Source organism: Streptomyces sp. A18 (assembly GCF_059026065.1).
The window spans coordinates 19,562-41,740 of record NZ_JBWLKL010000051.1 but is presented as its reverse complement, the minus strand read 5'-3'; the positions used below and the strand labels follow the sequence as shown (position 1 = coordinate 41,740).

Sequence of the window (22,179 nt, the reverse complement as noted above, 5' to 3'; positions counted from 1 at the left end):
TGAAGGCCTTTCCCAACCAGTCGGAGCCAGAGATCCTTCCGGCCGTCGCTTGACGCCTTAAAGCCGTGGGATGTCTACCACCACCCCGCCCACCCGCCCCAGGTCGTCACTAGCGACGGTGACGGGCGCGCAGCCGTCACGGTGGGGCAGGCGATGAGGGGCGGCGATCGGCCGCACGCACGCACCCGCGCGCATCGCCCTACTGCGCACAGAGAGGATGGCGGCCGTCGCTGGCGGTGCACAGCCTCCGTCTGGGCCCTCGATGGGGGCCGATTGCCGATAGCGGAGCGGGTGCGCATCGGCGGGTGCGCAGTGCGCAGCCGCCGCTGACCGCCGAAGTAGAGGGTGTGCACAGACCCGCCAGCCATTGCGGGGACGTTGGCTGTGCAGTGCTGTGACCTGGGGTGGTAGGCACTGGCGGGGGAGTGGTCGGGGGTGGTGATGGTGCCCGTGGTCGACATCTACCACCGCCGACTCATCGGGCGATGGCCCTGCGATCAGCCACTGCGCATCGGCGCTGTGACGCCCCTGTTCAGCGGGGCGATCAAGGCGGCGATGGGTGTGCACTGCGCTGCTCATCGCGGTGCACAGCGGTGCACTCGTCAGTGTCCCCCCGCGGATGCGCACCTCGGCTGCGCAGTCAGGCGGTGCCTTCGCAGGCGATGGCTGCACGATGGGCCGCATACGCGATCGGCACCGGTGGCTGTGTTCACGAGAAGCGGCTCTGGTCCACTTCGTGTGGCGCGGTTACTGATCGTGCCCAAGCAGTCCCAACGCCTCCGTGGTCCGTTGAACTTCGTAGCGCCACTGAGCGGCGTCGGCGCTGTCCACCCAACCGGTCAGCATTTCTGATCCGTCTTGCACTACACGCTGCAGAGCCAGCACGGCTGCTGTACGGAGAGCCGACGGGAGCTGCGGCAGAGGTTCTTTGGGGCCGTCATCAGGGTCGATCACAATCCCGCTGCCCGGGATTGTGCTGGCTACGAGAGCTGCGGCAGCCACCGCTTCGGTGCCGTCACCGCCATCCACGCGGGCTCCGGAATCTATGACGCGCTGGAGTGCTCGCTGGAGCACTTCGATGACCTCCTGAGGAGTCAGTCCCTCGAGTTCATCGACAATGTCGGCAGCGAGATCACTGTCGAACGGACCTGTTCCCCACGTTCCCATGCACGGCTCCTGGTATCGCTCTCGCGGACGAAGCCAGCATTCCAGCAGCCGCTGACAACGCTCACGTGGCCAGGAGGAGCCTGCGCTTGTATCGGTCGTGGACTCGCTCCGAGAAACAGCCGCAGTCCGGACAGGCAGAGCTGGCTGCGCGGCCTCTCGCCACCACCTCGACCGTGCCGAACGCGGCCGTCACCGCCTCGAGTTCCACCTCGTCGATCCCGTCAAACACCAGCGAGGCCCAGAACGGTGCATCGGTCTGCATGACCAGCACCATCACCGTCCACAACCGACGGCAGCAGCGGCCGTCAGACACCTGAGTGGACGTTAAGTCCGTTTCTGGTAGAAGATCGCGTTCACGACCTCCCGGAGGTCGCAGGACCCAGGGTCCCCGATCGCCGAACGTGCCACCCGGCCCTGCTTCCAGGCCGTGATCATTGGCTCGATCAACGCCCACTGCTCGTCCGATAAGTCGCTCGGATACGGTCTTCGTTCCATGCTCCGCATCTCAACATGGACATGCCCAACAGGTGGCCCATGCGGCGATCAGTACCACGATCGAGCGATCACGAACCGGGGAAGGTCGGACTTAACATCCACTGATAGCAGCGGTGCGGCGAGTCCGGAAAGCTCGGCAGGTAGATGCAAGAAGTCGGCGTTCTCGCGGTGGCGTTGGAGAACGTCGATCGGGGAGGATGGCACGTGAACGCGCCCCTGTTCGTGATCAAAGGCTTCGTGAACCTTGATCATCAGGGGTCGCGTTCGTCGCACCCAAGCATGGACAAGCAGGTCATCAGCCCACGTCCGCGTACGAGTTACTCGTCTCGCTGCGCGAGAACTCACGCGCCCTGGTGGGATGCCGATGGCCCTTCTGGCGGGGCGGGGTTGCAGGCCCATGCCGCCACCTCACCGGCCTCTGCCTACCCTGAAACATCTGAGGTACCTTCTGGCGCCCCCCATGGCACACTCCTGGGAAGCCGTCGCCATGGAACGAATGACGGTGAAGCACCCCCCACTCCAAACAGACAAGGGCTTCACGTGGCAAGAACTCGCACTGGGACCACCGCGCTGGCCGGCGCTCTCGCCCTCACGGCCCTGGGCGTCGGTTTCGCACCGACCGCAGCCGCCGACGGCCCCGCTGTCCAGATCAAGTATTCGGTGAAGGTCACCGCCACCACCAAGAACGTGGGAGGGAAGCTGCTCGCGACATGCTCCGCCGGGAAGGGCGGCACCTGCACGCTCTCGAAGACGTACTCCGTCACACGTACCATCGGAACCGATCTGGGCATCTCACGCGGCGCGGTCGCCAGTTCGATCAGCTTCAGTAAGTCCACCTCCGCGAGCGTGACGGCGGCGTGCACTTCCCCGAAGTTCTCCTCGAACAGCCAGGTCTACAAGGCCTATGCGCAGGGGACCAGGAAGTACTACAAGGTCACCAAAAAGACCTACGTCCAAGGCATGCTGGCGAGCACCAAGACCTCGGGCACGCTTTCGGCATTCAATCCCACAGGGGTCAAGTGCGTGATGAGATAGCGCTGACAGGGGCCGTCTCTCTGCTCACCATGTAAGAAGGGCCGTCGGCGGGGAACGCCGACGGCCCTTGTGGTGGGGCGGGCTGCAGGTTGGCTCAGGAATCGCCGCATGGAGCGGCACGCCGAAGCCCTGCGCATCGCGCTCACCGTGCACATGCCGGGGATACTGCAGACCGAGGACCACGCCCGCGCCGTCTTCGAGGCAGTGGTCCTCCGCCTGCGCCCCTCGGACATCGACCTGCGCGTGGCACACCGCATGGACCAGCAACAGGTACTGGAGCGGGCGGATCCGCCGAACGTCGTGCTGATCATCCACGAGGCCGCCCTACGCATGGAGTTCGGCGGACCCACCATCGCACGCGGACAGTTGGAGCGCCTCCTGCGGGTGTCCGAGCGGGACAATGTGACCGTTCGCGTCATCCCGTTCAAGGCCGGTCGCTTCCCCGGCGCCAGGCAGTCGGTGATCTACGCCGAGGCCGCCGTGCGCCCACTCGACACCGTGGAACCACGGGTCCCCGTACAGGAGCCGGAAGTTCCGCCGCTCCTGCTCGCTGAGACCCATGCGCCGGTCCATCACGTGATGGAGGACCACGAGCATGCACAGCGCGAAGCAATGCCTTCCGTCCGCACTCACCGTGTGCAGTCGCGTTCGTGTTGCGACTGGCCACATGTCTCTGCTGGAGCTGGGTTTGCGCTCGACGTAGTGCCGTGTGTTGTGTTTTCCGCGCGGGCTGAGTGACTGAGGTCACATATGAGGAACCCGCCCGTATGACCTGGTCGGCAACTTGAGCGTCGTGATGTCGTTCTTCAGCGGTTCCTTCTTGGTGCCCTCTGCGCCCGGGACGGGTCCAGGGGCGAGGCAGTAGCCTCGTCCTTGAACATGCGCGACGGGCACAGGAGGATGGATGAGGTGGTGGAAGAAGGGCCGTCCCCGTGCCAGTGCCGCAAATCAGTGCGAGCTGTGCCGGGCGGAGCTGCCGCCGTCTAGCGAACCCAAGCAGTTCATGGGGGTATACGTTTCGGATGAGACGCAGCGGTCGGTCGAGTGGATTTGCGCGACCTGCTGGCAGCGCCACCTGGAGCTCGAATCGGAAGCGGAGGCACGATTCCGCCGCGCGAACCCGGTGGAAGAGGTGTGCGCGGCGCTGCGGGACGGAGAGGTTTCCGTCCGCCGCGAGGCGGCAGACAAGCTGGCGCGGCTGCGCGATCCTCGTGCAGTGGAGCCGTTGTTCGACGCTCTGGGCAGGGAAGAGCTGGGCCTCTCGCTCGGGGCGTCTGCGGCCGGATCCATGATCAGGGCGCTGGGCGCGATCGGCGGCGACGAGGCCGAGGAGCGGCTTCGGGGCCTGCTGCGCGATGAGGCGTATTGGCTCCAATTGGAAGACAACTCTTTCCATGATCAACCATCTGTGGCTCCGGTTGTTGTCTGGGTGAATCCTGCGCTGTTCACCGCGGGCGGCTCGGGACTGATGCTGCGCGGTCTACTCGACGTGCTGGGGGATCAGCGGAAGGTGCTGAGGAAGTACGCGGCGCGCGAGCTGGAGAACATCGCCTGGCGCAGTACGGTCGGCTACGGCCTGATGGGTTTTACCGGTTACGACCACGAATTTTCCGAGGCGGACCGGCGATTGATCGTCGGTCCGCTGCGCTTGGCGCTGCGTGACGATGACCCGGTGGTCCGCGAGAGCGCGGCCACCGCCTTGAAGTACCTCCGCATCTGGCTTCGCGACCGGAGTGTTCAACCTGGTCAACAGCCTCGCCGATGACGATGACCGGGGCCAGTAATCCGTCGTGCGGGCCTTGCGTGACCCGGAGCGCTGTCGTATAAGACAACCTGAGCAGCGGTCGTGGTGGCCTGCCAGCGCAAGTGCCTGGTGGCTGCGCGTCAGCGATCGAAGCGGTGAGCGTGTCAACTGCATGGTCCTACTCCGGTCGTTCTTGTCGGCAGACTCCGGATCCTGGCGCTCCCATCGGCGCGCCAACGGAGATGAGTGATCTCTTCGTGCTGGGCGGCCAGCCGGGCCAGGGCCTGGGTGCGGAAGTCGGTGAGCTCGTCGATGGTCTGCTCCGACCGGGCCAGCCGCTCCCTGAGCTTGGCAATCTCCGCTTTGAGACGGGTGATCTGGGCTTCGCGGGGGTCGGGAATGTCGCCGGCCTGCTGCAGGGTCTGAAGACGCCGTTCGAACTCGGCGCGGAGGTGCGCGTAGGGGCGAGTGCCGTAGAACGCGGTGCGGTCGACGCCCGCTTCGCGGGCGAGGGTCTTGATGTCGCACTTGCCGCCGGGCGGGAGTTCACCGCGTAGGAGCCGGTCCATGGCGGCTCGGATGCGGTTCTCGTTCTCGGCCCGCTGGGCTGCGGAGAATCTCATGCGGATGCCTCGTTCATCGTGCTGGCGGCGTCGATTTCGGCGACGACGCGGAGGGCCCGGTCGTGGTCGGCTTGGAGCCGGGTGCGTTCGGTCTTGCGCGTCGCGCCGAGCTGCCCGATGAACGTCTCGGTGCGTTCCGCGTGCTCGGCCCAGACGGGGCGGTGGCGAGGGTGGTGGGTGGCCTGCGGGCAGCGGGCCGAGTCACACATCCCGATCAGCGGCCGGTCCGCGGTGGGGGTGCCCGCGAGTTTGAGACAGCGCGCCCTGGAGGGGTCGGTGAACCAGCAGTAGTTCGCCGGTCCGAGGTGCAGCGTCTTGGCGCGCTTGGTCAGCAGGTTGAGGACGTCACGGTCGTTGCGCTGGACTTTCGGGGCTGCGGTCGAGGACGTATCGAGTCGGGCGTCGATGCTGGCGAAGAACTCCGTGAGGCTGCGGGCGCCAGGACCGGCGGGCAGGACACCCTGCTGGTAGTTTCGGAACTCTTCCAGGACCAGTTGGAGGTTGCGTTCGCTTTCGTGCTTGTTGACCTCGGCCAGAAGTTCGGCCTGAGCCCCGCCAGGACGCGAGGCATAGCCCTCTGTTGTGGCCACGGCGATATGTTTCATGTGGATCTTGGTGGCCAGGACGCCGCCGGGCCGGTAGGCCATCTCCAGGGACAAAGTCCGCCGCAGCATCCGCAGGTTGACAGGGCCTTCGGGGATCGGCGCCAGGCCATGCCGAGACCGAAGCGCGACTCGCAGATCTGGTCACTACTCGAAAGGTCATCGCGGAGGTCGCACCGGCAGGAGCCGAACCCGATCCGCCCGAGACGAACACCGCCTACCAGGCCATCGTGAACGCCTTCACCCAGCACCCCGACCAGGTGTTCCGAGTCCGTGAGCTGCACGAACTCCTCGGCATGCCCACCGACGAACCGTCCGTCAACGTCACCCGCAGCCGCCTGGGCCGCCTCACCCGCCAAGGCTTCCTCACCCAGCCCGGACGAGGCCGCTACCAGAAACGGACTTAACGTCCACTGAGGGGGCGTCAACTCTGATCGTCGGACAACAAGGCGTAAGCGGGCGCGCGCGAACCCGGCACCTCAGAATCGAACACGGGGGTGACGCTCAGCGACTACTCCCCAAGATCTGTGCCAGAACCCGAAACTCGTGAACAGAGCCAGCACCGGTGCGCGCGGATCCATAACGTCCCTCGCGGCGGGCCTATAGGCCTTGGACCGCAACTGGTCCCCGGGGCGGCGCGCGTGAGGTGACGTCCACCGTTAACCAGACCCGCTCAAGGTGTGTGGTCGGGCCCGACCACCCTCTCCAGCAGAGGTTGTGACCTCTTTGTGATCGTGGTCGGGGCTTCGTGGTCGACGAACTGGTCGAGGCGGCCGGGTTCTCTGCCTCTATGAAACACACACACCCTCTTCCTGAGCCGCCTTGGCCGGGCCACGCGGCAGGAGACTGCAGCCGACGGCACTGCGCAGCCACGCGCGGCGCCGTGACACGGGCGCTCCGGTGAGCGGGTATGGCGCCAGGATCCGGCGCGGTGAGATGGCAGGCGACCGCTTCACACAGATTGCCCACGCCCTGTTTCGTGATCCGCGGATCTCCTACAAGTCCAAGGGGATCTTCGGGCTGATCTCGACGCACCGCGACGGGTGGCGCGTGACGGTGGTCGAGCTTGCACGGTGTGGCCCAGATGGCCGCAGTGCGGTGCGTTCAGGGCTCAAGGAGCTGGAGACGTTCGGCTACCTAGTGCGCGAGCAGAAGCGCCGCGAGGACGGCACGCTGGGCGAGGTCGTCTATGCCATCACCGACGCTCCGGCCCACCTGTACGAACTGTTGGGTGACGATGCCCCCACAGCGGCCGTCATCGCACAAAGCCGCAGGTCGCAACCGGAGTCAGGTTTTCCGACAGCGGATAAGCCGACGTCGGGTGATCGCCCACCAAAGAACACCAGTCTTAAGAAGACCATCAAGCAGAACACCAACTCCGTCCGTCCCTCCGTCCGTAACGCGTGCACGCGCGAAATCGACGCACCGAGCCAGGGGCGGCCGGGCAAGAGCCTGGAACGCAAGAAGACCACCGTGCCGCGCAGGGCCGCGAGGCCCACCCCCGGCGAGCACTTGCTTCTGGCGATCGGCGCGGACCACCCCGAGTTGCTGCTGACCGGGCAGGTGTTCACCCACCAGGGCGCGGCCGTCCAGGACCTGCTGAGCGAGGGCTGGACGCCCGAGCAGGTGCGGCACGTCATCACCGCGCGCCCCCTGCCGCAGCCGCTGCACCACACCGTCGGCGCGGTCATCGCTGCCCGGCTGCGCGCAGCCCAGGCCACTCCTGCACCCGATCGCGCAGCCGCTGACCCGCCGGCCGGTCCGCGCCACTCATCCGCTGAACCTGCGGACCGCACGGTGACCGCCGCCCTGGCGCACCGCGTGCTCGTCGAATGCGGCGGCTGCGGCAGCCCCAGCCGCGCCCGCGGCCAGGACCTCTGCCCGGCCTGCCTCAACTGGCCCCCGTGCACCACGTGTACCGGCCCCACGCCGCGCCGCGCCGACCCGCTGGGCGACGGACGGTGCACCCTCTGCGCCACCGCCTGACCCAGCTGTGCCACGCAGAACCTCCGCTCACGTGCAAGCCCCACAATCCGGAATCGAGGAAGCGATGACTGTCCACCAGCGCCGCCCTTTCGGCCCGCCCTTGACTCCCTTCGCCGCACAACCCGGGCGCTGGGAACGCGAGCAGCGCCTCGCACACGGCCAGACGTTCACCGGGCCCGGCGCGGTGGTGCGCAGCTTTGAGCGAACGGACTGGGGCTGGCTGTGCTGGAACGCAGCCGAGCCCGCGCCCGCCCGGCCGTTAGAGATCGGCGTGCTGCCGCATGAGAGGAGCCTGCGCTCCCGCTGGGCGAGGCGCTGGATCACCCGGCGGCCACCCACCCGCATCACCCTCGACCACGGCGGCACCGTCACGGTGGCCGCGGTCAATACGGGCGTGCTCAGCCTCCTGGGTCTGGTCCTGGCCCTGGGCCGCGGACTGCCCCTGAGCATCGCCGCGCCCTTGGCGATCGTGCTGCCCCTCCTGGTCGACCACCTGCCCGCCCGCCTCGATGGCGGCGCACGCCGTCTGGCACACATCGTCGACGACCCGCAAACCGTGGCCTACCTGCAGCGCCTGGCCGGCTGGCAGGCACAGATCACCGAAGCCGCCCGCACCGGACAACCGCCCGAACTCACCTCCGCCGTACAGCTGGGCCACCGCTTCCTGCACGCCATCGCCGCGCTGGCCTCGGCCCCCGGCCTCCGCCTGGAAGCCCACCCCCAACTGCGCGCGTATGAGGACCTGCTGGCCGAACTCGCCTGGCAGGCCCAGGACGCCCGCCTGGCCCGGCAGCACCTGGATCACGCCATCGCCCTCCCGCCGCCACACCCCGCCGATCCCGCACCCCGCTGCGACCTCACCTTCGACAACGTGCCGGTGCAGGCGCTCGAGGAGGCCACCACACATCTGCGGTACGCCGCCCAAGCCAGCCATTACGCCACCGGCCAACTGCACGCCATCGACCAGGCCGTGGCCGCGCGCTCCGGCCGCACCCCTGACGCGCTCGACGCACCGCGCTGAAGCCGGCCCCGCCAGCTGCTCACGCCACGACACGGACAGAAGGGACCAATCCATGACCACACGCCCCACGCACGACCAAGCCCCAACCGGCCGCGTCTACCTGCTCTTCGCCCACGAGCCGTACTTCCCGCCGCACGGCCTGCACGAGGTGAACACGACCATCGTCGCGACCGACACCCTGCTGCACCCCCACGTACGCCAGCCCGACGGCGCCCGCATCCACCAGATCCTGGTCAACGGCCAGCGCGCCGACAGTGAGATCGTCCCGCTGGCCACCCTCACCCATGAGCTCGACGGCGGCGCCGGATGGCACCAGGTCGGCGACTGGGAGAGAGTCGTGCACGATCTGCTCACCCTCACACGCTTCGGCTCCTGCGACTCACTGGGCCTGGGACTGCCCGCCCTGGAACGGGCGTTGCTCTGCAACGGCCCCAACAGCCAGGTGATCAACTTCAACCCGGACACCGGGCAGCGAGAGACCCACGGCCCCCAGGAACGAGCAGCCGTTCTCGCCACGCTCGCCAAGAACCTGAAGACGACACAAGCCGGTCGCGCGCTCTGGCCCGGCGCGGGCCTCCTGCCGGCCATCGACAACGCGTGACGCAGGCGCCTCGTGGCGACATCCAACGCGGTGGAAGGGCTGGCCCCTACGGCGTCACCGGCCCGGCTGGGGGCTTGCTATATAGGAGTCTGTCTGTCGGCGGGGAACTCCGTAGGCTGGTGCCCATGTCTTTGTCCTTCGCGTTGCGCCCCGGGTGGGAGGAGCTTCCCGGCGCTATGCGCTTCGCCGTTGAGGCTCGGGCCGGTGCGCCGGTCGTCTCTTCGTCCTCGGGCTGTTCACGAGTACCGCTGACCAGGGCACTCCAGAGACGGATGAAGATCGCTTCCCCTCTGACTGGAGATCATTCCCCAGCACCGCGCCGATGCCGCTCGTAATGGGTTGGTGTTCGAGCGGCTGCGCACGGCAGAGTGGCGTGGTCAGTGAGTGTGGGGATGCGTCCTGACGTGGGCGGATATGGATCCGCGCCGACACCGCGGCCGAGTACCGCCTGATCTCCTGGGGGCAGTCGTGAACGAACGGGACGTCCTACTCAACGAGCTCGCACCTGGGCTGCGCCCCATGTCCGCAGGCATCGAGTGGTTCGACGGCCTCGGCTTGGAAGAACAGTCCGAGGTCCTCCTGTTCCTACGTCATCACTGTGTCCAGGCCCGCGCTGTCGCCGAAGATGCGGCAGAGAGCATCCACCGTTCCGGGTTGCGCCCAACGCATACGCCCGCAGTGCTGATCTCCCGAGGCCGGATCGACATGCAACTGGGAAAGATCGCTGGTCTCAAACCGCTTGACGAGCGCCGCAAGGCGTTCAGGCTGCTGGTCGCGGTGCTCGCGGTCGCCGACGGGCGGCGCCGCGAGCGGTTCTGCTCCGGCGGCTGTGGTCACTGGTGGCACGGCCTGTCCGCCGTCGGCTGATCGCTTCGGCTTGGCACAGCGGTGCTCAGGGAGATCGCTTCCCGTCCTGCTCCAGATTTCTGGCAGAACCAGGGGCTCAGTGGGTACGTCGCGATGGTCGGCCGGTCAAGGGGCGAGCGTGGTCGCCACTCGGGACAGGCGTTCGACTGCCAGCGCGAAGCCGTTGGCTGGGTTGCGGAAGGAGTACTCGCCGTCGTTGACGGAGAAGCCGTGGCCGGCTGTCGTCCAGCGTGCGGGGCCGGGAGCTCCTTGGTCTTCCAGGAGGGCGGAGGCCAGGGACTCCGGGTCTTCCACGCCGGTTCGGGCGCGTAGTGCGCCCGCCAGGCGGTCAGCCGCATCGTCGGGGAGGTCATCGTCGCCGAACGCGGGCAGCAGGAGGAGCAGGCGGGCGTCCGGATCGGTGGTGCTACCACCGGGCAGAGCGTTGTCCGCAGCCGCCACCAGCTCGGGCCAGGACAGACCCGGTCCCATGAAGTGCCCGTCATCCCGGACAAGGAGCTCTGCCTGGTCCCAGTCGGGGTGGTGGAGGAGGTAGTCGATGCCGGTGTCGTCCGCGAGGGTCCGGTAGACGACGTGGAGACGGTGACCGTTGGCGAGTGGAACGGTGAATGTCGGCCACGCGGCCTGGTCCCACAGCTGCCGCTGGAAGTCGCCGGCCGCTTCATAGTCCGCGCCGAACAGCAGTTCCTCGGCCTCCTCGCTCTGGACACAGGAGTAGAGATGTCCCATCCAGAACATGGGCTCGTTCAGAAGCCCGGCCTGGTGCGTGAGCGGGCCGCCGTCGTAGCCCGGTATCCGTACGGGATACAGGTCTGCGCTGTTCGTCACGGAGGACATCATGCCTTCTTGGCTCCGCGCCCTTGAGGCCGGGAACACCCGCCGCCTCCCCGGCGACGAGGATGTTCAGGCATTCATCGGGGGCGTCGAGCGGCATGCCACAGGCGATCTTCAGGTCGCAGGTCTCCCAGGTGAGGACGATGCAATCGGTGTCGGCGGCAGCGGCCACCAGGGACAGATCGGCAACGCCCTTCTGCGCGTCCTCGCCTGTGTAGAGCGGCCGAGTGTGGGCCATGGCGACTATTCGCCCTCCTCTCAGAGCAGTGAGCGTCGGCTGCAGGTCCATGCCCTCGGCGATGGAGCGAGAGTGTGCCTGCGCCGACATGTCGGCGATCTGGTGAATGATGGACTGTTCACGGGTGCCGCTGACCTGAGCCAATGCGACGCCTTGAAGATCGCTTCCGAATTCTCGGGTGATCGTTTCCCGACGGGTCGGGGTCAGTCCCACCAGAATTCCCAGCAGTGGGTGTCGATGAGTCGCTCGGCGTACGCCGCCAGGGTCTGGGGGCGAGGGCCTTGCCAGATGTTGTCGGGGCAGAAGGCGAAGTGTTCGGCCGCGACGAGCAGGGCGTCTTCCCTGCTCGTCGGGGGTGCGGCGACGCTCAGGTGGAGCGTGTCGGAACCAACGGCGACCACGCATGCACCGAAGCGTTGTTCCCAGTCGCTCACCACGGCGGAGAACGTGGCGGTGTCGTTGTCCCAGTTGGCGGGTCCGTCCCAGCCGACGACGGCGAGGGCGTCGGCACCGGAAGGAGTGGCAACCAGGCCCAGACGTGACCGCGGCCGACTCAGAACGAAGTGTTCTGCGTACTCATCGGGCAGCTGGCCGGGATCCGCCGTGTCTTCACGGCCGGGTGCGAGGCCCGGCCAGGTCTGGCCGAAGGGGGCCGTGATCGCCAGCCGCTTGTCGGGCGGCAGCATGTCGTCGTCCTCGTCGATCGCGGTGTACGTCGCCCACCACTTCGCGAGCAGATCGGCCGGGTCGTGGTCGTCGGGTGATGACATCCGCTCGGGGAAGAGCTCACCAGAGCCCCAGGGCCGGAAGTCGCTGTCTTCCGGGTCGCGCGAGTCGAGAAGCAGGGGCCACACCCCTGAGCGGGGATGCTCAGCGCGTATCCGCGTCCACAGCTCCGCGGATACGGCGGCGTCAGTCAGCCACAGGGCTTGGACGCCTCCGTCACCTTCATCGGACGTGATCAACCGGCCAGACGGGAGGGGGACAGCAACGTTCGACAGCAGCTCAGGGTTCACGGGCGGATGCTAGCCGTGGGCTCTGACATGCTCGCGATCGCCCGCTCAGCCTCGGCGGTTGGCGTCCAGCCATTCGTCGCTGTTCCACATGACGGGCGTGGCACCGACCGGGTCGAATTGAATATCGGGGTCGTTGCTGTGGACCAGGCAGATCAGCCGGCGTCGAAGTACGGCTGCACGACGGGCTTGGTCGGCGATGATGTCGAGTACGACTTGCGCTGCCCGGGGGCAGGCGGCTGCGAATCGGTCGTAGTCGGTGAAGGTGAGGACCAGTCCCACACCTTCCGCTGAGTCGTCGTAACCGCCGTAGCAGGCCACATCGCCGAGGCAGTCGTTGAGTGCGTCAAGGTTGTGGCCGTAGTAGTCGGGGAACTGCAGAGCGGCAGCGATGGCACGGTGCATGTCCTGCTCCGTGCTCCATTGGCCCGCTGCCAGCCGGACGACGCGAAAGTCACGGTCTTCGAGACGCTGCACAGCCTGGTTGAGGAGCCGCTGGCGCCAGAACAGGGTGACGAACGTGTTGCCCATGTACTCGATGCCGGGAAAGCGGGCCTCTGAGGTGTTCGGCGTCGGCTTCAAGGCTGTGTGACGGCGGTAGTCGTCCAGCAGTCGGAAGAACTCCTCGATCGGAGTGGAGCCGTCCGGGGTGTTGCGTTCGATCTCCACGGCCCAACCAAGGGAGCTGGACATGCCGTGGTGCTCACGCAGCCACTGGGTGAAGTGGTCGTCGGGCCAGAAGGCGAAGGGCTCATCGATGGAGTGCACGCCCAGTGCGCCTCGGTAGCCGACGAGGATCGACTGCAGTTGGAGCAACGAACCACCGGGCAGCCACATGCCGGGGCGGAGGCGGATCTGCTCCAGGAAGGCGTACATGTCTGTGCAGTCCTTCCAGTGTTTGGCGGTGCTCTGCGGGCTGTCTTCGGTCGGCATGGGCTGAGCCTATGGCGTGAGCGGGAGTTGTCGTCTGGCGAAGGGGTACGTGCGCAAGGCGGGCGGGCGTGGTCGTTTGGGGGCATTGGCGGTCACCCTCTGCGATCTTGTTGCCGCTGCCTCTACGTTTGACTGGGGCTTCGAGTGCCGCGAGGTCCGCTGTCGGCTGCGGGGTGTATTCGACTTCGTCGCCCTCCCGCGGCTTGATCTTCAGCTGCGCCCAGAGCCGTTTGCCTCGTCTGCCGTCCAGTCCCAGGCGGGTGCTGCCCCCGTGCTGGCTGAGCGCGTCCACCAGAGGCAGCCCGCGGCCACTCAGGTCATCGGCGCGCGGTGCGCCCATGCAGGGCAGGTCGCGCGAGGTGTCGACGACGGCGACCAGCAGGCGGCCGGGGGCCGGGTGTTCGACGATGACGCGGAAGTAGCGGCCCCGGGTGTGGCGCACGGCGTTGCTGACCAGTTCGCTAGCTACTTGCAAAAGTACGTTCTTGAGCACACCACTGACCTGTGCGAACAGCTACGGCGTCTCCTAGGCGATGAGCAGGTGCCCGTGATCGTGCAACAGGTCGCGGACTTCCGGAACTTGCTGGAAGCCCTGAAGGCGTCGGAGAACGACGCGGGAGCGCTCGGCGGTGCGCTCACTGGTCACCTTGGAGGACACCAATACGACACGTCGGGCTTCCTCTGCGGCCTGCTCGGGTTCGTTGGCGTCGGCCAGAGCGATAGCGAGCCAGGACCGGTACAGGGCGACTTCGCGGGCGTGGGTCGCGTCGTACCGGCCGAGAACGTCAGTCAAGAGCGGGACGGCTCGCAGTGGGCGGTGCAACTCGGTGAAGACTCGGGCGTCCATCACCTCCAGCTCTTCACGACTCACCCAGTACGCCCACTGTGGTGCTGCGTCGTCGGTCGACTCGGACAGAGCATCATGGGCCTCGCCGAGGGCTCGCACGGCAGGTTGGGCCTCACCTGCGCGCGTGTGTGCCCATGCAAGGCGATCGAAGAACAGGGCGCGGGTTTTGGGCGGTGCGTCTGGTCCTGCTTCGTCCAGTGCTGCGCGGGCGAGGTCGATGCCCGCGCGCTCCTGCCCGGTGTTGCTGAACTGGTAGGCGAGGCTACCCGCGAGATTGCCGACCAAGGTCGTGTCACCGGCCTGCCGCGCCGCTGCGATCCCTATGCGATAGGCCCGTTCGGCTTGGCCGTGCTGTCCGGCGTCGCTCGCGATCCAGCCTGCGATCTGGGCCAGTTCGCCGACTTGCACGAGTAGTGCCCGGCCGATGCCCTCAGTGTGTGCGCTTTCCCGGTACAGCTGCAACGCCGAGTTGAGTTCCCGGAAGGCGGCGCCCAACAGGTCGCCCCCGGCCAGCACATCATCGGCGAGCCGCAGGCCGTGGACACGTGCAGCGAGAGCAGATACCTCGTCGGCGCCGATGTGACGGCCCGTGCACGCCGAGAGTGGATCCAAGGGGGCGCCGGGCGGCAGCAGCTCGGCGAGGGTGGCGGCAGGACCCAAGGGAGGTCCCTCGGCATCTCCGCGTGCGTAGGCGGCGGCCCGTTCCAGGTCGCCCGGTGGGATCTTCAGGGCTTCGGCGATGAAAGAGAGCCACAATTCCGGGAGGCGTTCTCCACGCTCCCAGCGTGAGACCTCGTTCCGTGTCACGGACTGGACTCCGGACAGCGCGCAGAGCCTCGCAGCGAGCTGCCGCTGACTCTTGTGAGCGTCCCGCCGCAGCCGTGCCAAGTACGCGCCGAACTGCTGTCGCCTGTCATCACTCATCCGCTGGCCCCTCCCTCCCCTCAGTGTGGCCCCTCCCTGGCCCCCTGTCCGGCTCCTCTGCCAGGCCTGCCCCAAACGGTTCGATGAGGTTTCTGTCTTCGACAGACCCCCGCGACCGCGCTAACGGCCCGGGGGCATGGACAACCTGAAAGAGCAGGTCGACATGAATCACGGTATCGCCCGCTTCATCGAGCCGCTGTTGCGGCTGTTGCTTCCCGCTCCGGGGCGCCATCGATCCCCCGAACCGCCCTCATTGATGCCATCCGTCGACGCGCCAACCAGGCCCCAGCCGCGCGTGCCCGTGCTGCGGGGCGAGGACATCGGCCTCGTACGCCCGTACCTGGTCGCCTTCGAGCGGCGACAGGAGGAGCGTCGGCAGAGGAGACGGCGGCGTGCGCTGTGGCTGGCCGTGCATGGCGTGGACACCGGCCCTCGCCTGATTCACGGGGTGGAGGTGACGGCATGACCTCTCACATGCAGGTGGCGCGGCGGTTGCCGTGGTCGACGGTGGAAGGCAATCCCTGCTACTTGATCGGCAGTGCTACCGGGTTCCTGTCCAAGGTGGCTGACAACATCGAGAGCGTCCAACTCGGGATGGCGGATGACCTTCTGCGGCACGCGGGCGATCTGCTCGCCGACCCCAGGGCCACGCCCGAGGAGGTCCGTTTTGTGGCCTCGCGGTTGACCGAGTCGCTCCGTGAAGTTCACCAGATCGCAGAGAGCCGGGGAGACCGCTTGTCCGAACTCGACTGGGACGACGCGGACGAGGGTGACGACGATGGGCCGCAGCTTCCGGCGGGGGCGTTCGGATGAGTGAGGGCAGCTTGCCGCGGGGCCGCTACGTGCCGCTCGAATGGACGCTGGCGGCCATGCCTGGGATGACCGTGCGGCATGTCGGCAAGTGTCTCGTCTGTAGTCATCACTCGGTGGATTCGGCTGATCCGGATGAGGCCCAATTATGGTGTCTCCGGCACGCGGGCATGACGCGCCATACCGGGTTTGAGCTGTCGGCGTTTCAGTTCTTCAGCGCCACGATCACTGATCCTGCGGTGGGTGAGGGCTCGCTGACGTAGAGCAGGGCGGGGCTGGCGCGGCCTCACTCCGCCAGTCCCGCTCGTTCGAATCCCCTGGCCTGGAAGGGGGGAGTGGTAGGCGCTAGTTCCCCCGGTCTGCCGCTGCGACCCCGGTTCTTCTTGCCCGTGGGAGAGCCGGGGCCGCGTCGTGCCCGCTGCGTCGGTGGGCGTTCCTCCCTCATCAGGGTGTGGGCCTGAGCTGGGGTAATGGTGTGCGGTGATCGCGCCGCCGGCCGTAGAGGCTTTGGGCGGGAGCTGCCATGGGGTGAGTGAACAGGGGGCCTTGCGCTCGCCAGCGGATCGGGCAGCCTCTTGGAGCCTGCCCGCAATAGCCCGATCGGTCCCCTGTTCTTCGAGGCTCGCCCCCATGGTGGCTGCCTAATCCTTTACTAGAGACATTCCCCGGTGGGCGGTTGTCCCCTGGGATGTTCGAGTGCTGGATCGTGACGTCTAGTGGCTGCCGGGCGGCCGGTGCGGCCGAAGCCGCCCGGCGCGCCGCAGGCGCGCCCTTGAGCAAGTAAAGCGAGTTACTCCGATCCGGCTCGGCGGCAGACTCGATCTTCCTCTGCTCGCTGCAAGGGCGCGCATGGATGCTGACCGGGTGCCGAGTTGTGGCCTGGTGCCGCTCTGGTCCGCATGAGGCTCTGGGGCAGACCTCCCGTGGGCCTGGTGCCGCGCTCGGGAACTCTGTGGACGTAGAGGGGCGTTGGTCGGGATAGCACCAGTCCGGCGCCGGCGCCGGAGTACACCGAGCGTCCGGCCGTGGCGCTGAAGGAGATCGGGGTGAGCTCCGCATGGCGGGGCACTGGCACCGCGCGGCGCATCCACGACGCCCTGCTCGCCAGCCGCGACGAACCGTACGTGACGCTCATGGTCAACAAGGTGGCCGGAGACGGAAAGGTTCACGCGCTGTACCGGTCGTTGGGTTACCGGGACATCGGGCAGAGGCAGCCCTCAGCGGCCTCGCCGGTCCTCACCGTGATGATCCGGATCGCGCACTGACCGTGCGGGCTCAAAGCGCTGCACAGGTCAGGCGCCTCGCGGCCCGTCTTCCCAACAGCAGGGTCAGGGTCTCCGCAGCTCCTTGCAGGCCCGCTCCAGAGCAGGTCGGCGCACTCTCACGGCAACACGCGTTCGAGGGTTTCGTGCGACCAACGTGCCACAGCTATAGGTGAAACCAGGGGCGCGGGTCCGGTTCACCGATCAGCGGTGTCCACACAGCGGCTGCGGCGCCGTGCTGCTCCAGGTCTTCCAGGGCGGCTGCGCCGAGCGGGACGTGGCGGGCGAGTTCGGCGACGGCGGGGTGGACCTCGGCCATGGAGCGCAGGTCGGCGGTCCGGTTGGCCAGAGTGCGGCGGCTGGCGTTGGTGAGGACGAAAAGTACGCGGGGAAAGACCGGATACCAGCGAAGCCAGGCAGGGCCCGTTGAGGCTGGCCTGCGACGGCCGACGGGCTGGGCTTCGTACTGGAACAGCCGGGCGTACTCGATCAGCTTCACAGCCAGGCGCTCGCTGCTCATGGTGCTGCGGTCGACCTCCATGAACGCACGCAGCTTTCGCCGTTGTTCGCCGTCGATGTCGGTGTAGTGCATGACAGCGTCGGTCACGACCCGTTCCCCCTCACCAATGGGGTGAGATACCTCAGGGGTCCAGTCCCACGGTCCGTGCTCGTGCCCGAGCCGGCGCGCATCTGCCGCGAATGACAGATGGGTTCGCACGACCGTGAGCGTGTGCGATGTCTTCAGCGAGGCGGCCCCCGCGGAGTTGATCGGATACGGAGGGCGGCCCCGCAGCGCCGGGAAGTCCCGGGTCAGGCGGGCACCCTCGCCCGTGAGGTACCAGGCGCGGGAACGGTTGGACTGGGGCAGCACTGTGTAGTCGACGAGCCCCTTCTGCCGCAGCTTGTTCAGTGGGGTGGAGACGGTCTGGCGGGCGGCGTTGGGGCGAAGCAGATCGTGGAGCTGGCTGGTGGTAGCCATCCGGTGCTGGGCGAGCGCGGACAGAAGCTGATGGGGAAGCGGCTCGGCGGGCCTGGGGGTGTACGACGCAGCGGTCTTGGCAGCGGGGGTGGTCACTGGTATCCCTCTTGGTGGGAGACATGGTCCAACTTCCGGCTCGGAAGGGGGTGTTGCTGACCTTGAGCAAACCCTCCTACTCCGACCCGACCGCCGACCACGAAGCCCCAATGTGGTCACGATGGGGACACAATGGCTGTGGTCGGGCCTGTGGTCGGGCCGACCACAGGCGGACGCTGCTGTGCGATGTGTCCCCGACGGCACTGGCCAGGTGCCCCGTCCGGGCGGGAGGGGCCGGCCGGACGGGTTGCGAGAGGCTGCTGTACTGCGCCAGTTCCGATGGGCTGGGGTGGGAAAAGAGGGCGAACCCCATCAGAATGAGGCGCAGCTCTCGCCGGGCTGCGCCGCTAAGAATGCCCGCCACGCGGGCGAGGGGCAGGGCCATCCGCAGCATGCTGCTGAACCAGTTGATCATGTGGCCTTCCCCGGTGGGCAGTTCACGGGTGGCATCAGGATGAAATCCTTCGCGCTCATTCTCTCGGGTTCTCTCAAAACTCGGCACTGCCGTGGAGTCGGCCATGCGGAGGCGTGCAAGCTCTGATCTGCGGGCCTGCACGGCGCGCTGTCACGGAATGCGTTGGGGCCGTATCACGCTGCAGGCGGTCTCTACGGTTTCTGTAGGTCGCGGCTCTTGCGGACCCGGGAGCACCGGACCCTGCGGACTCGGGAGACCGGTAGCTGCTCACCGCATGCCGAACAGAGGCTGCGGAGCCGCCCGTTGTTGGTGTCGCAGGAGCGGACTGCTTGATCTGATCCGGCATCGATACTCTCCAGTTCGGCGGCCGTGAGGCAGCGGGTATGGACATCGCCGAGCGCCAGTGGATCGGACGGGGCCCACCAGGGGGCCGACCATGAGGCCCGGCCAATGGTCACGAAGAGATGACAAGTGCCTGGTGGGGGTGCAGAAGGGCGGTGGCCGGTCCGCCTGGGCATCAATACCCTGACCAGATACCGCGTCTGTACGTCACCGCAGGGGTGACGGGATTGTTCAGTTGGTTCGGTTCCGGTTCGCGTCCTGCAGGAGGATCTGCCAGCGGGTCCACCGGCGCTGCTGGCGGCTGTTGGACCCGGTGACGAGGATGTCGGTCCCCTCGACCAGGGGGAGGTTGCCCTGGTCGAGGGAGCTGCTGAAGGAGCTGCCGCTCTTTCAGCCGAGCAGCGCAGCGGCTTCGGGAACGGACAGCAGTTCGTCCCTCTCAGACACTCCGAGTGCGGTAGTCGGTGGTCGGCGGTACGCGTTCTCGCGCGCGACGGTCACGCGGCGGGCAGTAGGTCGGGCACGTCGTCCACGCCGAGAAGCAGGACGTGGTGACCGACGGCCTCGGTGACGCCGTCGGTGACCCGCTCGACGTCCAGGCGCAGCCGGATGCGGCCGGCGCCTTCGCCGTTGGCCACAAGGCCGCGTTCAAGTTCGTCGTCGAGGCGGTCCAGGGCAGTCTCGGCCGCGGCATAGTCGGCCAGGTCGCGGGCGAGGAGCTGGCGGGTGGTGGTGTCGCGGAGCTGGTAGCTGGTCATCGGGACTCGTCCTTCGGTGTGGGGTGATCAGTGGTCGAGTCGGCGATCCCGCGTGCCGCGTTCACCGCGCGCGACCAGACGTCGGGGCTGCCTCCGTGCTCGCGGGCGAGGGAGGCGGCGAGCCCCCGGATGTCGCCGCGCTCGTACAGGGCGGCCAGGGCGAGGGTCGCCCGCCGGTCGGCTTCCGAGCGGGCCGGCGTGACCGCGGGGCGGTGCTCGAGCGCGGTGCGTACGACGTACTCCCAGGACCGCTGCGGCCCGCCGTACTGCACGCTGAGATCCGCGGCCAGCCCCGGGTGGTAGCCGTCGCGGTCGATCGCCTCGGCGGCGTACTGCTCGGCCAGCTGCGTGGCGGTGAGCGGCTCACCGCCGGCGTGGGCGCTCAACTCGGCCGCGAGAGCCTCCTCGAGGGCGGAGGGCCGGCCGACGGCCGCGTCGGCCTGGGGCCCGGGACGGCGGCCGGCCTTGCCGAGCTTGTCCCCGGTGCGCTTGCGGTCGAAGTCCTGCAGGTCGCCGGCCCGGAAGGCGGGGATCATGCGGCCGGTCGGGCCCTCGACCGGCTCGGCGAGGGGCTTCGGGAAGTAGTCGGGGTTGTCCTTGAGGTACTTGCGGATTGCCGAGGCTCCGTTGAAGCCCAGCCACTTGGCGGCCGTGTTGATGGAGACGACGTCCTCCGGGTCGGCCTGGTACAGCTCGGGGTCGGCCTTGAGGACCTTGTTCGCCTTCTCCTGCTGGAACCAGGTGTAGAAGGCGCGGAACTGCTGCTCGTCGTAGAAGTCGCTCCCGTCGATGCGCTCCTTCTCCGGGTGGCGGTGCTCCTCCGGCTGCTCGAGCCGGATCTTGTACCAGCGGGCCGCGGTACCGACGCTGGCGCCGGTGAACTCGCGGATCCAGTCGCGATTGACCACGGCACGGTCGCCGACGACGCGACGCTGCGGGTTCAGGGCCTTGGACATTGCACTCTCCGGTTCGGATCGCGGCCCTATACTGAGGGCCTGCTCCTCTTGGTCCTTCGGCGCACACGCGCCGGCGGGCGAGTCGAGTTGGTGAAGGTGGTCGGCGGGACGTTCGGTCGGGGTTGCCGCCCTGGATCGACACCCTCGTGAGAGGGTGCCTTCCGCCGCCCACCGCTTTCGCCGCTTGGTTCGCGTAATCAATATGACGCTCTTAGTGGATGGCTGTCAATCTCGCCGGCACCCAGAGCACATCACGACCGGCTGCCGCGATGTGCGGCCCACTTCCGTTCGAAGTGCGGCACCTTCTTGTCCCGGACGTGGAACGGGGCGGTGACCATCAGTTCCTCCACGGTCGGAAGCTCCGGCCCGCGCTGTTGGACCCACGCCCGCACCCGCCCGTAGCGCTCGTCGACCTCGACGGGGACGCCGTGCCGCTCCGAGACGCTCTGCAGCCTCCGGCCGAGAGCGGATGCCCGGCCCACGTCGACTCGCTCCACCGAGCGCATCGCCCGCCCCCGCCGGGTCGGGTCCGCCTTCGCGACGGGCAGGATCCGGCGCACGTGGTACAGCGCCCACGGGCAGGCGAGCTCCTCCTTGAAAGCGGCGAGCACAGGCCGGTCGGCGGCCCGGCCAGGGTCGAACTGCTCCAGCAGACTGCGCCGGCCGAACAGCCTCGCCTGCGGGTTGAGGCTGACCGAGGTGTACTCCAGGCGCAGCACCCGTCCGGCGATGTCCGGATGGGCGCGCATCCGGTCCAAATGCGTGTCCATGGCCCCCATCGACACCGGGAAACAGCAGAAGCTTTCCCTGTCAAGTCTGGTTGTGTTGTAGCGATCCTGGTGTTGGTTGTTGAGGTGACTCTGCGTAATAGCGGAGAGGGTGGCTCTATTCACGAATCCCGAAAGCAGATCGGCACTTCGGGATGCGACCCGCCGCTGCCGAAGTCGATGCTCACGAGAACGGGAGGCATCTCGTCCCCGGCAGGCGTGGTTGTAGGGCCCGCACCATTGGCGAGGATGGGGCCCGGGCCGGTGGCTTGATCGGTCTGCGATTCTTGATCGCTGCCGAGCGTGCTAATTGGCTGGCCGGCATGTCTGAGCTCGGACCCATCGCCTGGCCCCTGCCCCGATCAGGACCGAGAGGCTCGTACTCCGTGAGCCCGAGGCCCGGGACCGGGCGGCGTTCATCGAACTGCTCGCCTCGCCAGAGGTGCACACCTACCTCGGCGGCCCCCGCCCGCGTGACGAGCTTGAGCGCGAGACGCCCAAGGTGCCCGAGCAGTGGCCCGGAAGTTTCGTCGTTGATCTCGACGGGGCGATGATCGGCCAGATCCTGCTCAGGAGAGCACCGGAGCACCATCGCCCGGCTGCCGCGGGGAAGGTCGATCTCGGGTATCTGTTCCTGCCGAGAGCGTGGGGATTCGGGTATGCCGCCGAGGCGTGCGCGGCGGCACTCGACTGGTTCGATGGCGTCCTTCCCGGCGAGCCGGCAGTGCTCACCACCCAGACCGCCAACATCGGCTCAATGCGCCTCGCGGCAAAGCTGGGGTTCACCGAGGTAGAGCGGTTCCAGGCCTGGGACGCTGAGCAATGGCTCGGCATGAGGTCCCCCGTCATGCCCTCTAGTTGAGT

General features: G+C 67.6%; 24 protein-coding genes and 3 pseudogenes. 13 read left to right on the top strand and 14 right to left on the bottom strand.

The features are described 5' to 3' along the window. Positions 1 to 747 precede the first annotated feature (747 nt). The 3 genes and pseudogenes from AC5P1C_RS39340 to AC5P1C_RS39330 all read right to left on the bottom strand — a co-directional run. Complete coding sequence (locus AC5P1C_RS39340; RefSeq protein ID WP_493870786.1) at positions 748 to 1,167, bottom strand: DUF4259 domain-containing protein; 420 nt, start codon at positions 1,165 to 1,167, stop codon at positions 748 to 750. A 61-nt stretch (positions 1,168 to 1,228) separates the two neighbouring features. Further along, positions 1,229 to 1,429, bottom strand: a complete 201-nt coding sequence (locus AC5P1C_RS39335) for a hypothetical protein (protein ID WP_493870785.1) — start codon at positions 1,427 to 1,429, stop codon at positions 1,229 to 1,231. Between the two features lie 65 nt (positions 1,430 to 1,494). Then, positions 1,495 to 1,662: pseudogene (locus AC5P1C_RS39330) on the bottom strand (transposase); the annotation flags it as partial. 540 nt (positions 1,663 to 2,202) lie between these two features. Here AC5P1C_RS39330 and AC5P1C_RS39325 point away from each other — a divergent pair. The 3 genes from AC5P1C_RS39325 (at position 2,203) to AC5P1C_RS39315 (ending at position 4,462) form a co-directional block, all read left to right on the top strand. Continuing rightward, positions 2,203 to 2,697 carry a hypothetical protein gene (locus AC5P1C_RS39325; RefSeq protein WP_493870784.1) on the top strand — a complete coding sequence of 165 codons (495 nt, stop codon included), beginning with the start codon at positions 2,203 to 2,205 and terminating at the stop codon, positions 2,695 to 2,697. Positions 2,698 to 2,805: 108 nt separating this feature from the next. Continuing rightward, on the top strand, positions 2,806 to 3,435 hold the full coding sequence (locus AC5P1C_RS39320) for a DUF5753 domain-containing protein (RefSeq protein ID WP_493870783.1): 630 nt from the start codon (positions 2,806 to 2,808) through the stop codon (positions 3,433 to 3,435). A 166-nt stretch (positions 3,436 to 3,601) separates the two neighbouring features. Continuing rightward, positions 3,602 to 4,462 carry a HEAT repeat domain-containing protein gene (locus AC5P1C_RS39315; RefSeq protein ID WP_493870782.1) on the top strand — a complete coding sequence of 287 codons (861 nt, stop codon included), beginning with the start codon at positions 3,602 to 3,604 and terminating at the stop codon, positions 4,460 to 4,462. A 143-nt stretch (positions 4,463 to 4,605) separates the two neighbouring features. On the opposite strand, the gene AC5P1C_RS39310 is transcribed toward AC5P1C_RS39315, so the two are convergent. After that, positions 4,606 to 5,064, bottom strand: coding sequence for a hypothetical protein (locus AC5P1C_RS39310; RefSeq protein ID WP_493870781.1), 459 nt, complete (start codon positions 5,062 to 5,064; stop codon positions 4,606 to 4,608). Continuing rightward, complete coding sequence (locus AC5P1C_RS39305) at positions 5,061 to 5,738, bottom strand: hypothetical protein (protein ID WP_493870780.1); 678 nt, start codon at positions 5,736 to 5,738, stop codon at positions 5,061 to 5,063. Before AC5P1C_RS39305 ends, AC5P1C_RS39310 begins: the two co-directional genes overlap by 4 nt. 158 nt (positions 5,739 to 5,896) lie before the next feature. Between AC5P1C_RS39305 and AC5P1C_RS39300 the strand changes: the two genes are divergently transcribed. The 5 genes from AC5P1C_RS39300 to AC5P1C_RS39280 all read left to right on the top strand — a co-directional run bounded on the left by AC5P1C_RS39300 (position 5,897) and on the right by AC5P1C_RS39280 (position 10,141). Beyond that, entirely contained in the window at positions 5,897 to 6,073 is a 177-nt protein-coding gene (locus AC5P1C_RS39300) for a hypothetical protein (RefSeq protein ID WP_493870779.1), read from the top strand. A gap of 529 nt (positions 6,074 to 6,602) precedes the next feature. Further along, a complete protein-coding gene (locus AC5P1C_RS39295) occupies positions 6,603 to 7,652 on the top strand; it encodes a hypothetical protein (protein ID WP_493870778.1) in 1,050 nt (349 codons plus the stop codon). A gap of 64 nt (positions 7,653 to 7,716) precedes the next feature. Beyond that, a complete protein-coding gene (locus AC5P1C_RS39290; protein WP_493870777.1) occupies positions 7,717 to 8,673 on the top strand; it encodes a hypothetical protein in 957 nt (318 codons plus the stop codon). 52 nt (positions 8,674 to 8,725) lie between these two features. Beyond that, positions 8,726 to 9,274, top strand: a complete 549-nt coding sequence (locus tag AC5P1C_RS39285) for a hypothetical protein (protein ID WP_493870776.1) — start codon at positions 8,726 to 8,728, stop codon at positions 9,272 to 9,274. A 414-nt stretch (positions 9,275 to 9,688) separates the two neighbouring features. Beyond that, positions 9,689 to 10,141, top strand: a complete 453-nt coding sequence (locus tag AC5P1C_RS39280; protein ID WP_493870775.1) for a DUF5958 family protein — start codon at positions 9,689 to 9,691, stop codon at positions 10,139 to 10,141. 105 nt (positions 10,142 to 10,246) lie between these two features. On the opposite strand, the gene AC5P1C_RS39275 is transcribed toward AC5P1C_RS39280, so the two are convergent. The 5 genes from AC5P1C_RS39275 to AC5P1C_RS39255 all read right to left on the bottom strand — a co-directional run bounded on the left by AC5P1C_RS39275 (position 10,247) and on the right by AC5P1C_RS39255 (position 14,930). Continuing rightward, on the bottom strand, positions 10,247 to 10,969 hold the full coding sequence (locus tag AC5P1C_RS39275) for a hypothetical protein (protein ID WP_493870774.1): 723 nt from the start codon (positions 10,967 to 10,969) through the stop codon (positions 10,247 to 10,249). Positions 10,970 to 11,416: 447 nt separating this feature from the next. Then, positions 11,417 to 12,229 carry a DUF4253 domain-containing protein gene (locus tag AC5P1C_RS39270; RefSeq protein WP_493870773.1) on the bottom strand — a complete coding sequence of 271 codons (813 nt, stop codon included), beginning with the start codon at positions 12,227 to 12,229 and terminating at the stop codon, positions 11,417 to 11,419. A gap of 45 nt (positions 12,230 to 12,274) precedes the next feature. Beyond that, positions 12,275 to 13,063 carry a barstar family protein gene (locus AC5P1C_RS39265; RefSeq protein WP_493870787.1) on the bottom strand — a complete coding sequence of 263 codons (789 nt, stop codon included), beginning with the start codon at positions 13,061 to 13,063 and terminating at the stop codon, positions 12,275 to 12,277. Beyond that, on the bottom strand, positions 12,978 to 13,652 hold the full coding sequence (locus AC5P1C_RS39260; protein ID WP_493870772.1) for an ATP-binding protein: 675 nt from the start codon (positions 13,650 to 13,652) through the stop codon (positions 12,978 to 12,980). Before AC5P1C_RS39260 ends, AC5P1C_RS39265 begins: the two co-directional genes overlap by 86 nt. A gap of 33 nt (positions 13,653 to 13,685) precedes the next feature. Beyond that, the gene (locus tag AC5P1C_RS39255; RefSeq protein ID WP_493870771.1) at positions 13,686 to 14,930 is read right to left on the bottom strand and encodes a helix-turn-helix domain-containing protein; all 1,245 of its coding nucleotides are present in this window, start codon (positions 14,928 to 14,930) and stop codon (positions 13,686 to 13,688) included. A gap of 136 nt (positions 14,931 to 15,066) precedes the next feature. Between AC5P1C_RS39255 and AC5P1C_RS39250 the strand changes: the two genes are divergently transcribed. The 4 genes and pseudogenes from AC5P1C_RS39250 to AC5P1C_RS39235 all read left to right on the top strand — a co-directional run. Further along, on the top strand, positions 15,067 to 15,396 hold the full coding sequence (locus AC5P1C_RS39250; RefSeq protein WP_493870770.1) for a hypothetical protein: 330 nt from the start codon (positions 15,067 to 15,069) through the stop codon (positions 15,394 to 15,396). Further along, entirely contained in the window at positions 15,393 to 15,743 is a 351-nt protein-coding gene (locus tag AC5P1C_RS39245) for a hypothetical protein (protein WP_493870769.1), read from the top strand. Before AC5P1C_RS39250 ends, AC5P1C_RS39245 begins: the two co-directional genes overlap by 4 nt. Further along, complete coding sequence (locus AC5P1C_RS39240; protein WP_493870768.1) at positions 15,740 to 16,003, top strand: DUF7848 domain-containing protein; 264 nt, start codon at positions 15,740 to 15,742, stop codon at positions 16,001 to 16,003. Before AC5P1C_RS39245 ends, AC5P1C_RS39240 begins: the two co-directional genes overlap by 4 nt. Before the next feature lie 720 nt (positions 16,004 to 16,723). Further along, a pseudogene (locus tag AC5P1C_RS39235) lies at positions 16,724 to 17,005 on the top strand (N-acetyltransferase); the annotation flags it as partial. A gap of 163 nt (positions 17,006 to 17,168) precedes the next feature. On the opposite strand, the gene AC5P1C_RS39230 reads toward AC5P1C_RS39235, so the two are convergent. The 4 genes from AC5P1C_RS39230 to AC5P1C_RS39215 form a co-directional block, all read right to left on the bottom strand. Next, entirely contained in the window at positions 17,169 to 18,077 is a 909-nt protein-coding gene (locus AC5P1C_RS39230; protein ID WP_493870767.1) for a replication-relaxation family protein, read from the bottom strand. A gap of 1,254 nt (positions 18,078 to 19,331) precedes the next feature. After that, entirely contained in the window at positions 19,332 to 19,592 is a 261-nt protein-coding gene (locus AC5P1C_RS39225) for a hypothetical protein (RefSeq protein WP_493870766.1), read from the bottom strand. Beyond that, positions 19,589 to 20,548 (bottom strand): hypothetical protein, encoded by a 960-nt coding sequence (locus tag AC5P1C_RS39220; RefSeq protein ID WP_493870765.1) that lies wholly within the window; start codon positions 20,546 to 20,548, stop codon positions 19,589 to 19,591. The genes AC5P1C_RS39225 and AC5P1C_RS39220 overlap by 4 nt, the downstream gene beginning before the upstream one ends. 251 nt (positions 20,549 to 20,799) lie before the next feature. Further along, entirely contained in the window at positions 20,800 to 21,318 is a 519-nt protein-coding gene (locus tag AC5P1C_RS39215; protein ID WP_493870764.1) for a hypothetical protein, read from the bottom strand. Between the two features lie 320 nt (positions 21,319 to 21,638). Here AC5P1C_RS39215 and AC5P1C_RS39210 point away from each other — a divergent pair. Beyond that, positions 21,639 to 22,177 (top strand): annotated as a pseudogene (locus tag AC5P1C_RS39210) (GNAT family N-acetyltransferase). The last annotated feature ends 2 nt before the right edge of the window (positions 22,178 to 22,179 follow it).